Annotated in this window: 8 protein-coding genes; 1 reads left to right on the plus strand and 7 read right to left on the minus strand. The window is 42.8% G+C overall.

Features of this window, described 5'->3' with window-relative positions; genetic code table 11:
* Window positions 1-44: 44 nt before the first annotated feature.
* Entirely contained in the window at window positions 45-908 is an 864-nt protein-coding gene (locus tag QZT69_RS08800; RefSeq protein WP_294673174.1) for an aldose 1-epimerase family protein, read from the plus strand.
* Window positions 909-944: 36 nt separating this feature from the next.
* On the opposite strand, the gene QZT69_RS08805 is transcribed toward QZT69_RS08800, so the two are convergent.
* From QZT69_RS08805 to sprA, 7 genes are all read right to left on the minus strand, one after another.
* Complete coding sequence (locus tag QZT69_RS08805) at window positions 945-1,499, minus strand: hypothetical protein (protein ID WP_294673175.1); 555 nt, start codon at window positions 1,497-1,499, stop codon at window positions 945-947.
* A 103-nt stretch (window positions 1,500-1,602) separates the two neighbouring features.
* The gene (locus QZT69_RS08810) at window positions 1,603-2,856 is read right to left on the minus strand and encodes a hemolysin family protein (protein WP_294673176.1); all 1,254 of its coding nucleotides are present in this window, start codon (window positions 2,854-2,856) and stop codon (window positions 1,603-1,605) included.
* Between the two features lie 97 nt (window positions 2,857-2,953).
* Window positions 2,954-4,228, minus strand: coding sequence for a phosphoribosylamine--glycine ligase (purD, locus tag QZT69_RS08815; protein ID WP_294673178.1), 1,275 nt, complete (start codon window positions 4,226-4,228; stop codon window positions 2,954-2,956).
* Window position 4,229: 1 nt separating this feature from the next.
* Window positions 4,230-4,916 (minus strand): phosphoribosylformylglycinamidine synthase I, encoded by a 687-nt coding sequence (purQ, locus tag QZT69_RS08820; protein WP_294673180.1) that lies wholly within the window; start codon window positions 4,914-4,916, stop codon window positions 4,230-4,232.
* A 62-nt stretch (window positions 4,917-4,978) separates the two neighbouring features.
* On the minus strand, window positions 4,979-5,953 hold the full coding sequence (locus QZT69_RS08825) for a hypothetical protein (protein ID WP_294673182.1): 975 nt from the start codon (window positions 5,951-5,953) through the stop codon (window positions 4,979-4,981).
* A gap of 364 nt (window positions 5,954-6,317) precedes the next feature.
* Window positions 6,318-6,761 (minus strand): GNAT family N-acetyltransferase, encoded by a 444-nt coding sequence (locus QZT69_RS08830; RefSeq protein WP_294673184.1) that lies wholly within the window; start codon window positions 6,759-6,761, stop codon window positions 6,318-6,320.
* Between the two features lies 1 nt (window position 6,762).
* Window positions 6,763-14,139: a cell surface protein SprA gene (sprA, locus tag QZT69_RS08835; protein WP_294673240.1), complete on the minus strand. Its 7,377-nt coding sequence runs from the start codon at window positions 14,137-14,139 to the stop codon at window positions 6,763-6,765.
* Window positions 14,140-14,154 lie beyond the last annotated feature (15 nt).

Consider the following 14,154-nt stretch of genomic DNA (forward strand, 5'->3'; position numbering starts at 1 on the left):
GTTCCGTGAGTTCTGTTCTTTAAATTAACTATTTTTAAGTGCACATGGGTGCATCTATCAAACTTCAAAACCAATTTCTGCGCGCAGCTATCAACCTGCATGGTGCAGAACTTACTTTCCTTGGCAACGAAACAAACGGGAATATCCTCTGGTCCAAACAAACGGACCACTGGAACCGGGTTGCTCCGAACTTATTTCCTATCGTGGGAAGATTAGTCGGTGATTCATATCATTTCGAAGGAAAACTATACAAACTGTCGCAGCACGGATTTGCGCGTGACCGGGAATTTGAAGTAGTGGAACAAACGGAGAACTCGCTTCGTTTACGCCTGATTTCAAATCCTCAATCGATGGATGTCTATCCGTTTTCTTTTGTATTCGATGTCTGTTATTCCCTGACTGAAAATGGAATTAGCATTTCTTACGAAACGCAAAATACCGGAAATGAACCGATGTATTATTCGGTTGGAGGGCATCCCGCTTTTCAATTGAACGAACCACTGGAAAATTATTACCTGGAATTCGATGAGGCGATCCAAATGGAACGGGAAGAACTGGAAGGAAGCTATTTCTCCGGAGAAACCAGTTATTACGGGGTTTCCAATCATTTAAACCTGGGAGAAGAACTTTTCGAAAAGGATGCTTTTGTGCTGAAAAACCCGGTCTTCAAGTCCGTTAGCCTGAAACATCAAAACGGAGAAACACTAGTACAAATGAATTGCGAAAACTGGACGGCAATTGGTTTCTGGACAAAAAAAGGAGCTCCGTTCATTTGCATAGAACCCTGGTGGGGCTGGGCAGATCACGCAAATACGAGCGGAAAATTGGAGGAAAAGGCAGGAATAAGAAAATTGCTTCCGGGTACAACAGAACAATTCAGCTATTCAATTGAAAACGGAGAATTTTAAAATAGAAAGATTTTGAATCTTGTCTTTTTTCAATTTTTAAGAGCATTGCTGATTCCAGTAATGAATCATCTCGACCCATATTCTTCGCTGTGCGGGAAATACCATCCAATCTTCTGCTTTGATACCGATCCGGTAATCCGTATACTTTTCTGAAAATTCCGGACATTGTGTCAGCATATCCCATATTTCATCGGAAAAATATTTGCAGTTGACGTGAAGGAACTCTCCGTGATAATAAAGAAAATATTCAGCGCCTTCCTGCTGTGTTTCCTCAAGCAATCTCATAGTTCCATCCACAAGAACCTTACAATGATAAGTCAACGGTTTTCCCTTTAAACTCATTCTTTTAGCCTTCATGAATTTCACGCCCTTTTTCCGATACTCACGGACCTGCGAGTAACTAAATTGTGCTTTACCAGTCTCTGTGCGGATCTTTATTTTCTTACTGAAAAAGGGAAATACCTGTGTAATACTTCCCTTAATCGTATCGTTGGTTTCCACAATAATATAATCCTGTTGACACAAAGCATCGGAAAATGGCAGCAGCGCAATCAGCAGAACAGGGAAAATATAATGGTTTGTTATTTTCATCTTACTGCGAAGAAAGAAGAAAAGGGTTTCTGTTTCAATAAGTCATATGACGAATTTCACTTCCCAGAGATCTAAAAATGATTCTCTTCTCTCACCTGTCCTGTCACTCCCTGCTTAGCATTATAACCTCAATCCGTCTGTCGGTTACTTCTTCTACGATAAGTGTCCATTTTTCAACTTCTATTTCTTCTCCGCCCTGTGGAATGGTTTCCAATTCGTGGATGACCAGGCCACCGAGTGTTTCATAGGAATCGGATTCGGGTAATTTCAGGCCATAAGTTCTGTTCAGGTATGAGATTTCCGCACGTGCCGAAAAGCGATAGGTATTTTCGTCGATTTGTTCTTCGAGCCAGGTTTCATCATCGTGTTCGTCTTCAATTTCACCGAAAATCTGCTCAATCACATCCTCGATCGTTACCACACCTGAAGTTCCTCCATACTCATCCACAACTACTGCAATTGACTGGCTCTTCTTAGTAAATAATTCAAGTAATTCTTTACCCGGCATGGCTTCCGGAACAAAAGAAATCGGCCGGAGAATCTGTGTAATAGCAGCCGGCTTTTTGAATAACTCATAAGAGTGTACATAACCGATAATATTATCGACAGAATCCCTGTACAAAAGTAGTTTTGACAAACGGGTTTCCACAAACTTGGCATGCAGGTTCTCGATGCTTTCTTCTACATCAATTGCTTCGATTTCCATTCTGGGAACCATGCAGTCGCGGGCTTTAATCTTCGAAAAATCAAGTGCATTTTGCAAGATCTGGATCTCATTTCCCAAATCGGCTTCATCTTCCATCCGATCATTCACATCCTGCACAAAATGCTGCAAGTCAATCCGCGAAAGCACTTTTTCCGATTGTTCTACCCGGATTCCAAAAAGACGCAGCAGACCATTGCTCATCCAAACAATCAATTTGGTCGGAATGTATAAAATCCAATAAATCAAAAACATGGGAGCAGATCCTAAGCGGAAAATCCCGTTCGGATTGATCTGGAAAATAACTTTCGGCAAAAATTCGGCACTGGTTAGTACGATCAGGGTGGAAATAATGGTCTGGAGCAGAATGGCCAGGTATTCCTGTTTAATTCCCCAGGAATTGATCAAAGGATCCAGGCTGTCTGCCATGTACATCCCGAAAATGACAATTCCAATGTTGTTTGCTATAAGAAGAGTTGCCAGGAAATGTCCATCGTTTCCGTAGAAAACATTCAATAGTTTACTGTACCAGGAATTCTTTCCGCGATCCAGCTCTACTTTCAGCCGGTTGGAAGAAACGAAGGCTATCTCCATTCCTGAAGAGTAAGCAGAAAATAGCAGTGATGCAAGAATTATAATGACGGCAGGGTCCATTCAGCTACAGAAAGCAATGAAATTAATGAAAAAATACGAACAAAAACACGTGGGCACGCGATAAATCGCGTGCCCACCGAATAGAATATGTATTTTATTAAACAACGTCGAAGCCGATGTCTTTTCTGAAATATGCTTTGTCGAAAGAAATTTTCTCAATACTTGCGTAAGAACGTTCCAATGCCGCTTCCAGGTTTCGCCCGTAAGAAGTAACAGCCAGAACCCGGCCTCCGTTTGATAGTACCACCGGCCCATCGCTTGAAGTTCCGGCATGGAACACCAAACTGTCCGTAACACTGTTGATCCCGTTGATTACTTTTCCCTTTTCGTAAGCATCCGGGTAGCCGCCCGAAACCATCATTACGGTACAGGCACTTCTTTCTTCAAACTGGATATCACATTCGGAAAGCGTGTTTGTAGCTACACCTTCCAATAAGTCGATCAAATCCGATTTCAAACGCGGCATTACCACTTCTGTTTCAGGATCTCCCATACGGCAGTTGTACTCAATTACGTAAGGCTCACCTTTTACATTGATCAACCCGAAGAAGATAAATCCTTTGTATGTAATTCCGTCTTGCTTCAATCCTTTGACCGTCGGGATAATGATTTGGTTCTCAATCTTGTCCATGAACGTTTTGTCACAGAAAGGAACCGGTGAGACAGCTCCCATTCCCCCGGTATTCAACCCGGAATCACCTTCCCCGATGCGTTTATAATCTTTTGCTTCCGGAAGGATTTTATAGGATTCTCCGTCAGTCAGAACAAAAACGGAGCATTCGATTCCTTTTAAGAATTGTTCGATAACAACACGGGAAGATGCATCACCGAATTTTGCATCGGCAAGCATACTTTTCAATTCGTCTTTTGCTTCAGCAAGTGTTTCCGGTATCAAAACCCCTTTTCCTGCAGCCAGTCCATCTGCTTTTAATACGTATGGAGCTTTCATTCCTTCCAGGAATTTGTAGCCTTGTTCCAGGGTATCTTTAGTGAAAGTTGCGTATTTAGCTGTCGGAATATTGTGGCGCATCATAAATGCTTTCGCAAAGTCTTTACTTCCTTCCAACTGGGCAGCTTCTTTGTTCGGACCAATTACCGGAATATTTTTCAACTGTGCATCAGCCAGGAAGAAATCGTGGATTCCCTTCACCAACGGATCTTCGGGCCCAACAATCACCATATTGATATTTTCAGCAAGAACAAATGCTTTAATAGCAGGGAAATCCGTTGCAGACATTTCCACGTTTGTTCCGTGAAGTCGCGTTCCTGCATTTCCGGGCGCAATAAACAACTGCTCCAAATGTGAACTTTGAGCAATCTTCCAGGCAATTGCATGCTCTCTTCCTCCTGAACCTAACAATAAAATGCGCATATTAACAGAATTTCAAGATTGATTCGAAGAAACGTTTTCCATCCTCATTAGCCAAAGCTCCGTCTGCAGCTCTTTCAGGGTGAGGCATCATTCCGAATACATTTCTTCCCTGGTTACAAATTCCTGCGATGTTGTGCAACGATCCGTTCGGGTTACTTTCTTCGGAAACCTGTGCTTCTTCGTTTACATAATGAAATAATACCTGGTCATTATCCAAAATAGATTTCATCGTTTCATCCGGAGCATAAAATCTTCCTTCACCGTGAGCAATCGGAATTTTATAGGCTTTAGCAGCATCCAATCCTTTTGTGATTGCACTGTTTGAAGTTGCCGGTTTCAGGTATACGTTTTTACAAATGAACTTTTGGTTGTTATTATGGAGCAAAGCGCCCTGAAGCAAACCGCTTTCCGTCAAAATCTGGAAACCATTGCAAATACCCATCACATAACCACCTTTATCAGCGTGGTTCATAATCTCCCCCATAATCGGAGAAAGTTTTGCAATTGCCCCGGAACGTAAATAATCCCCGTAAGAGAATCCACCCGGAAGAATGACAAAGTCCACCCCTTTCAAGCTGGTATCTTTATGCCATAAACGTTCTACTTGTTGGCCCATAATTGTCTCAAGTACATATACCATGTCTTCATCACAATTGGAACCCGGAAAGGTAACAACACCAAATTTCATTGATCTATTTTTGCGACGGAAGCCCGTCAATTCATGAATGGCCACAAAGTTAGTCAATCTACTTAGACAACCATGTATGTAATGAGGAAAAATTTAGCAACAGCTATAATTAAGGTCAGGTAAAAAAAGATGCTTGCAACCCGCTGCCAAATCCGGTGAATAAAGGCGAATGTGAAAAAGAAACTCAGCGGTATGAAGAGCATACTGATCCATTCCGACTGTTGATAAATAATCATTTCCGCTACTCCCAATAGCAGTGTTCCGATTAGTATCCAGATTAAAGCACGGTTCAATTTCTTAAAACGGATATTACTTACACGCACCCGGATCTGAATTCCGATAATACTTAAAAGGAAAAGAATAACGATGGTTGCGGAAGTACCATAGAAGAATACCTCTTCGTATTTGATCAGCGAAGAATGGCGTAGAATGCGTGCAGAGATCGTGTGCCCGGAGAACCACCACCAGGTCAATCCATTTGCGATCGGGAGCAGAAAACCGATAATCATCAGGAGCCATTGTCTGAAACTAAAGGGGTGCAATGCCCAGGCTGAGAACCAAAAAGGAATAATTAATACTGCACTTGGGGTAAGGAATGATGCCGATAACCCGACAAAAAAAGCGCTGTTGAATGCAGGTGCATGGTTTGATTCATGGGTTTTTAACTGGAACAGCAAACGCAGCGATTGAAGCAAGAATAAATGACAGATTAAAACGGCATCTACCTGGTAAAAAGAATGAGAGAAACTCATCAATACCACATAGAACAAGGAAGGTCCGTAATTGTTCCTGTCCAAAAATTCATGCACGTTAAACAGGAAATTGATCTGGATCGCATTTGCAATAACAATTGCCGAAGCAATGATTGAGGTCCACCAGGAACTCAAAAAAGTTGTTTTTCCCCAAAGCCCTAAATCTATGACATCGAGTAAAGCATGGAAATGATACTGTGCGTTCAGCAATTGAAATCCGGCAACGATCGGAATCAATAGTAATAACACCATTGGACGATTACTCAAAAAGGGGCGCAATATCATGCTACGAATTTAATCATCTTACTTTTTTCCAAGGCAAAAAAAGTAAGCAAAAATGCCTTTCTCCCAATTACGACTTTCGAGCAGACTTCCCTTTCAGACTTATCCACGAAAAGAAGGGATCAGGATCCCAAATGACAAGCACTTTTCGGCATAAGTAACCGAAACGAAAGTCTTTTATTTTCACCGATCAATCAAAAGGACGGATAACAATTTTCTGTATTTGTCTCGTTTTCCCTTTTATGTAATTGGGGCTTTGCTCGCAGTATCAAAACTATAAAAGAAAAAGATCCTTCTTACGAAACAGAAATCCCTGGTGTTTTTTCCAGGAAGTGAAAACCGATTATCAAAATCCGAAACTTTTAGATCAAAAAAACAAACGACCATTCACCCATTCCGGGTCCAGAACAGCCTGGTGTTTTTTATAGAATTCAATTGCCGGCTCATTCCAGTCAAGTACCTGCCAGTCCATTCGTTTAACTCCCCATTTTTTAGCGGTTTTCACCACTTCGGAAAATAAGCGCGAACCAATTCCTCCACGCCGAAACTCAGGTTGGATGTAAAAATCTTCCAGGTAAAGGCATCGTCCTTTCCAGGTTGAATAAGATTGATAGTAGAGAGCAAATCCAACGATCTCGAGCGACTCGTTCTCAACCACGAGCGCTTCACACACTTTGTCAACGAACAGGTCAACTTTCAGTTTCTCGGTGGTATTGGTGACTTCATCCGGAGCTTTTTCATACAAAGCCAACTCTGAGATCAATCCATGGATTGCGTCTTCGTCACCCAATCTCGCAGCTCGAATGTTCATCTTACAATCCTCCAAGATTAAAGCGGAATCGGATACCTGTGCTCATGTTTCCAGTCGGATAAGATGTTGCGATCTTAGGATTCGTAATCACCTGGTCGTAATAGAACTGAACCATCAGGTTTGCACCGATGTTATAGTCGATTGACGATTTGATTGAAATTACCTTCTGTCCTGCAGTTGCCTGCTCAGTAGCTTCAACGATCTTGCGGATCACTGTCAGGTTATCGCGGAACGTAAAGTCAAAACGGATATTCAATGGGTTCTCCGGTTTGTTCTTACCAATTCTGAATGGCAATCTCACTTTCGGGAATTTATATCCTGCTCCGACTACAATCTCATTTCCTAATACTTCAGTAACCTGGTTATTGTTCAATGAAAGTGTTGCAGAACGGTCTTTCTTAATTTCAAACTTCGTAATCAATCCCTGACTTCCTGCCTTTTTACCACCCAGGTTCCAGGTTGCATCAAATCCGATTAACGGAGAGAAACGCTCTGAAATCGTCACTGTCTGGATATTTTGTTCAGGAATGAAATTTCGGTTCAAATCGCGTGCCGATGCAGCACCGTTATCATCAAATGTCGCATTTAAGTTTGACTGAACCTGTCCCAATGTTACCGTAGAGGAGTAAGCATGGCGAATTACAAAGTTCTTAGTCAATTTCTTCATTTTCTCAAACTTCGACAATCCGTTGTAGTTGACAGTCCAGTTTGGCAATGGAGTCGAATTAAACGGATTTGTGGAGCGCTTGTTCACTTTTCCATTCGTGTAAGATGATAAGAATGCTCCGATTACAACCTCCTGCTGAGAGATACCATACCCATCACGGTATCCGTCTGAAGTACTTCCAGCCGAGTTGCTGTTCGTTTCACCCAAAAGATCGGAAACCTGTTTGGTTGTCTCTCTCATTTGTTTGAAGTTTCCGGACTCATAACCTTCCGTCAGTTTCTCAAAGGCACTTCCGATAGAGATCGTTGAGTACGATAAAGTAGCTGTCTGGAAACGGCTTTGAGATTCGAATTGCTCTGAAAGATCATTGTACCTGAAGAAGTCATTGGTATTCTCAGACATGGTTCTGTTCAACGACAGATCGATCGTAAGATCTTTCATCGGTTCCAGGGTTGCACGTGCGGTGAACATTTGGTTGTGGGTAATCGTATGCTGGCGGTTCAATGCCGGATTTCTCACTAACCAATCGTTATCTGCTGCTGTTTGCGCAAAGTTATAGCCGGTTTCTCTACCAGTAACTGAGTACGACTGCTGACCGAAGATAAATCCTCCCATCCCGGAACTGAATGCCGGATTAAATCCTAATATAGACGTTTTCTGGTTGTATCCCGGCAGCAATGTTCCGTCTGTTTGGTTGTAAGTTCCGGAAACATTTCTAACACTCATTAATAAACGGGCACCAAAACCGGCAACAGGATTTACTTTATTGTTCTTCTTACGTTTTTGCTGGCGTTCATGCTTGCGTTTCTTACGTTCCCATTGTCTGCGTTCCTTCTTGGTCATTTCATCCAATGGCTTTGGCGGTTTCAATTCGGTTACCGTCTCTTTTCCTTTATCATCCGGTTTAGATCCGCCATCAACTGCACCTCCGGCCTTTTGCCTGGAAACTGCCCCCCTTTGCGGACTACCGCCCGTATTTACCTTCTTAAAGAATGGTATTTTATTGTACAGGGTTGTCATATTGGCCTGAAGCGTCGCATTCACCGTCCGGCTGTTCTGTACAATATTCCCGTAATCCGGGTTGTATGAGTTAACTGTACCAGGAATTTTTGATCCATCCTGCCCAAGCGGAGCACGCTGCCAGTTATATGTTCCTGTGTATTTAGCATTACCTGTCAACCAATCCAAAGCAGGAATCAGGTTGAACGGAACATTGTACGAGAAGGTATAGTCATGCGTGTAATCCATGGTTTTACCAAACGTTCTCATTTGTTTTGCGATCGTATCTTTAAACTGGCGGTATAAAGTATCGTTTCCTTTACGGTTTACTTCTCCGTCCTGTTCATCGAAAATAGCTCTGTTATTCGCGTTGAATGTCAGTTTCAGGTTCTTGGTAAGATCCCATCCTAAACGATAACCTCTGTTCCATTGGAAGTTCTTCACGTAAACGGGCTTGTACTGGAATGCATTTGCCGAAGTATCGATCGTATTACGGATTTGGCGTTCGTTGTAATTTCGCTGAATGTCATTTGTAAAGCCAAGTGTTTTTGGTAAATACCCGATACTGGTTTCCCGGATCAAGCCCCACCACTTGGATTTTTGCATCTTCTTATTCTTCTTGAACGGTTCGAACGGTTTGTTGTCAAATGTATAAGCATAAGCCAAACTACCTTTCCATTGTTTTGTGCGATCGTAGTTCGTATTGAAATCACGGTGCAGGCTTTCGCTGTACCCGTAACCGGCCATCCAGTTCGAAACGTCGTAGAAATGAGCTTTCTTACCTGCCGCGCGTTCTTTTCGAACTCCCTGGAAGTTGTAAGATTTGCGTTCTGTGTAATCCTGAGCTACTCTTGCAATGCTCTTTCTTTGCCCGGCCTCGTATGAACTTAGTTTGATATCCGGGTTGAACGGATCGTATTCCGGGTTAATAATTCCCAGGGAATATCCATAGAAGAAAGGAACAGCCAATTTAATGCGATTTCCGAAGAATTGTCCCAGCTGCAGGTTGGTTTGGAAATCCATTCCGATCTTTTGATTTCGCTGTCTTTCCTGAACACGTGAATCTACTGCTCCCCAGTTCACACCTGAATAATTCCCCGAAAGTGAGAAACTACCGAAATCAGCTGCCTGAACCTGCATTTGGGCAATCGCTGCAGAACCTCCGTCATCAACGAAATCTGTTAAACGCAATTCATTGACCCAAACCTGCACACATTTTGCCAGTCCGTCATCTGTGGCTACCCATGGAGAAGGTTGATTTTTACTCGGGTTACGAACCCCGATCATGATCGTTTTAACTCCCTGTAAGTTCGGACTTCCTTTTACTTTGATCCTTCTATCCGGATTTTGCGGATCGATCATCACATATTCCACATTTGCAGCAACTCCGGAACTAGGCTGGCCCAACATGTCGTTTCTGCGTTTTTTCAGGTTCAAAAGGTCATCGAATACGATTTCCATGTTGTTAACTTCCGGCCAAACAGCATCTGCATTGTTTGTATACCATGGCGTAAGGTACAACGGAAGTTCATACTCGTAATAGTTGTCTACAAAGTCAGTTCCCAATCGTACAAATAACGTCGCATCCTTATCGCGTAAAGTATTTGCAGTTACTTCCTCTGCATGGACATACATTTTTAATTTCTTGTAAGTACGAACGTCAAACTGAACATTTTTATAGGCCGCTCTTGCATCACCATCCTGAAGGTTACACACATCCAATGTTAATGACTGTTCATTCATTTGGCGCTGCTGAGGCTGTGACGGGTCAATTTCACGCTGGATTCCAGGAGGGATTTGGTACCCGATCGGAATTTTCTCATTGTTCTCTTCAAAGTTCAGTGCCCCGATGTTGAAAGTCGTTAAGTTCGGGTCAACCTGGATAACTTCTCCCGGTGAAGTCAGATCAAGCAAGTACTTTCTCCATTCCCCTCGAACCAATTCCAACTTGGCGAAACGAACAATTACTTCTTCATCAAATCCCTTCATGAACATCCGGAAGAAGCGGATAGAACGGAAATCACGGATACCGTTAACTGATCTTTCCGGTTCTCTGATCGGCACCTTAAACTGGTACCATCTTTCTGTTTTCGTTGTATTCGGCGGAGTAAACGTTACCACGCTCGTAATGTGATTTTTCCCTACGACCATATCAGCAGGGCGCAGACTTACCTTATACTGGAAATAAGCTTCTGATTCGGATAAGTTGTTATCCTGGTTGATATCTTCCAAATCAGGTGTGTTTCTTGCCTGAGTAGGATATTTATCAGTGTTCATGGTGTCGGACATCTCTGTGGTAGCAGAGTTTCCTTCCATTCCATTGTATTTTTTATAGCGCTGAAGAATATTCAATTGCTGTTGGTCGTAAACGTCATCTCTGTAGAAGTTATAATCGTCATTCGAAGGATCGGCAATCATTCTTGCTTTTACATCGGCACTCATGTTCGAGTTTTGTACCCAATTCACGTATGCTGAGTAGGAATCAACTTCTTCTGAAGATTTATACCCATCGATACCAACGTCCTGGTTGAAGCGTGAGTTCGGATCATTATCAAAAGCATTCACAACAACCTGCTGCGTGGATACTTTCGCCCATGGTGTAATAACAACGGGATAGTTTGCTCCTGAATAAGGCGGAATCCCATTTTCAAAACTCTTTCTGGAATCTGCCAATACATCTTCGGAAACGTTCCCTAAGTTGAAATACAGGTCACCACCGGTTAAATTCGGAGTAGCAAGCATTGCATCTTCGTTAAACGGATCCAAAATCCAGAACTGGATGAATTCAACGTTAGCCTGTTCAAAGTCATTTGTTGTCAGCGAGCGCATAATTCCACCCCAATGGTCTTCCGGATTCGTAAACGTTCCGTCCGTATTTACCGTTGAAAGTGTATCGTAGTTATACATCCCCCGCTCTTTCGGATAATAGCCCAATTCCAATACCTGGATAGTTGGGATGGCACCATAAGTCAGCTGCTGGTTCGGGAAAATATCTGTTTGAAGTACCTGACGCATACGACTGTCGTAAATTTGCGCCGGGTCATCCTTGATATGCTGCGGTGTTAAATTGTTCGATTGATAGAAAAGCGGGTCAATTAAATACCATGCGATCTTTGATCTCATGAATCCGTTTTTCAAACTTTTTGACGATCCTTCCGGGAAAAGATCTGTTTGTCCCTGAGGAGTAGACGCTAAACGCCAAGCACTTTGTGTTCTCAGGTCGATAGTACTCTGACTTCCTTCAAAATCGTCTACATACGAAATTCCCGCTTTGGAAATCGCCTTTGGTGTTCCGGGAATCAAGTGCGCAAACTCTCCTTTAAAGGTCATAAAGGATTTTTCCTTCGTGGAAAGAACCGGTAATAAATCGATGAATTTCGTTAAGAACGGTAATTCTGTACGGTAATTGATATCAAAACCGATCACATTGTTCTTATAAGGCTCACTACCAAAATCAACTTTTTGGGTCACCGGACGTTCCATCATTCTAAGCCAGGTAGCCCCAATGTTGAAGTCTTTACTAAATCGGTAATTCAAATGTGTTCCCACCATCGATTTCGACTGGAAACCAAAGACCGAATTACTTTCAATGGAAATTTTGATCGGTGTATTTGATTCCAAAACTCCTGTGTTGAGGATTTTCACACGACCTAAGTTGTAATCGACCGTATAATCCTGCCCTTCCACCATCGGGATTCCTCCCGCAGTCACTTTCACGGCTCCTTCAGGAACGTTCAAAGCATTTAAGGAGATATCCGAGGTAACGGAAGACTGGTATTCTCCCTTAAACACAAAACGGTTCTTGCTTGGAATCTGCTGAGCAGCCGTTTTCGTTGAATCATATAGTTCCGTGTAAGCAATGGTGCTTGCAATGTTATCCGGCATTCCGTTCAACATCAACTTTTGCTTCAACACACCACCGAAAGGTTCGTTCGTAGAGAACATGACGCGCCCGTTCCGGGTGTTGATCGTACCTCCGGTTTCCGCTTTTTGCCCGTTATACATGATCGGTACAAAGTCAAATAATCCATCTGAGAACTGCTGATTGTTCACATTCAAGCGGTCCATTTCCACGAGGGTGATGATTTGCTTATCATCCAATCCGGAATATGGTAAAATAGGTGCTAAAACGGATGTTTCCGGGTTGTTGTAATAAATATTCAGTTTGAAACCGTTCGGATCAACCTGGTAGGCACCGATAGAATAGATGTTCTTCATCATCAAATCCCAAATCTTCAAAGTTGGATTTGTGATAGTCGGTTTCAATAATTTCAACATCAAAGCATTCTGACCGGCAACACCGTCGGTAGAGAATTCCCCAACCTGGTAAGTCTTCCCTCTGTGTGTGTACTCGTATGCAACGGCTAAAACTTCATCGTTGTTCAGCGGCTGGCTCAGGGAAATAAATCCAAGAAGTGCGTTGTAGGTATATTCCGATTCGCTCAGTTTTCTGGCATTCTCAACTTTTTCGTAATGAATCGCCTGCTGGAATGGGCCGGGAGTGGAATTTTGTGATGACAATTCGGCAACAGCTCCGTTGAATCCACGAATAGTATTACTCACCGGGCTGTTCGGATTCGCCAGGTAATTATAAAGTCCGTTTGCATCATTGCTTGGCAACTCAGTATTAAACACACCGCCCGGTGAACCAACCTGGTTTGCCGGCAGAGCCTCCCCTAAATCCGAGAATGCAAGGATGTTTCTCGAATTTTCCGTGTTATTTATCCTGTTGGTAACCCAAACCTCCATTCTGGTAACGTATGTTTCAGAAGCAACGTTCGGCATTTGGGCCATTGCTGCGTCATACTGATCCCGGAAGAATAAGTTCAGGAAGTAGTGGCGATTGGCCTCGTAATTATCAGCCGTAATTTCAAATGGCTGGATTTGTGCTTTTCCGGTGATGTTAATCTCGGTTCTTTTCCCTTTGGACGAAGCACCGATCGCATCTACTGTCAGGTCTCCGAAGCGCAATTTGGCGTACGCTCCGAATAAGGTTTGGGAACCCGGAATCAATGCGCCGAAAGACGGGAAACTTACATTCCCCAATTCAATTCTTTGGATGATCTGGTCTTCATCACCGGAATAACCTAATTTGGTTACGTTATCAAAGTCGAACGCAGCTTGTGTATTGTAGCTTGCACTTAATTTCAGTTTTGTTCCGATTTGTCCAACCAGGTTCATCTGGATCTGCTGCTGGAAATCAAAACGGGTAATTTTTCGCTGTTTTACCGGTAATATCGGGTTGTCATAACGGGAAGTATTGACCCCGAAAGCCAATTCTATCGATCCCTGCGGACGGATTGTAATTTCATCGGAACCAAAGAAACTTGTAAATACCTTTGAAGGAATTTTGATCGGGAACTCAAGCGCTCTGTCTTCTTCCGTTTGTGCATCAATTTTATCCTTCCAGTTTTCCTTCAATGATTTTTGACGTTCGTATTCCAGGTACTCTTCCAGGGTCATCATGGAAGGATTCCGATAATTCAGATTGGTATTTCCCATTGTTTCAGAGAAAACGTATTTCCCTGTAATCGGATCGAAAACGATGCTTTTCTTCACTCCTGAAGGATCTCCCAAATCGAATGTCTGCGGATTGTTTTGAGTTGGATCCAGCGGATTGGTAATCGGAAATGGCAAAGTAGTATCCGGTGGTGTCTGCCCCCAGAATACAAGCGATACAAAACAGAAAACAACCGCTGTAAACAGTTGCATCACTCTTGTGTAGTT

This window comes from uncultured Fluviicola sp. (genome assembly GCF_902168135.1).
In the GTDB taxonomy this organism is placed as follows: Bacteria; Bacteroidota; Bacteroidia; order Flavobacteriales_D; family Crocinitomicaceae; genus Fluviicola.

Excerpts from the sequence above, each read along its gene's own strand:
- QZT69_RS08800 (WP_294673174.1), top strand. The coding sequence starts at position 45 with ATGGGTGCATCTATCAAACTTCAAAACCAATTTCTGCGCGCAGCTATC.
- purD (WP_294673178.1), bottom strand. The coding sequence starts at position 4,228 with ATGCGCATTTTATTGTTAGGTTCAGGAGGAAGAGAGCATGCAATTGCC.
- purQ (WP_294673180.1), bottom strand. The coding sequence starts at position 4,916 with ATGAAATTTGGTGTTGTTACCTTTCCGGGTTCCAATTGTGATGAAGAC.
- QZT69_RS08825 (WP_294673182.1), bottom strand. The coding sequence starts at position 5,953 with ATGATATTGCGCCCCTTTTTGAGTAATCGTCCAATGGTGTTATTACTA.
- QZT69_RS08810 (WP_294673176.1), bottom strand. The coding sequence starts at position 2,856 with ATGGACCCTGCCGTCATTATAATTCTTGCATCACTGCTATTTTCTGCT.
- QZT69_RS08805 (WP_294673175.1), bottom strand. The coding sequence starts at position 1,499 with ATGAAAATAACAAACCATTATATTTTCCCTGTTCTGCTGATTGCGCTG.
- sprA (WP_294673240.1), bottom strand. The coding sequence starts at position 14,139 with ATGCAACTGTTTACAGCGGTTGTTTTCTGTTTTGTATCGCTTGTATTC.
- QZT69_RS08830 (WP_294673184.1), bottom strand. The coding sequence starts at position 6,761 with ATGAACATTCGAGCTGCGAGATTGGGTGACGAAGACGCAATCCATGGA.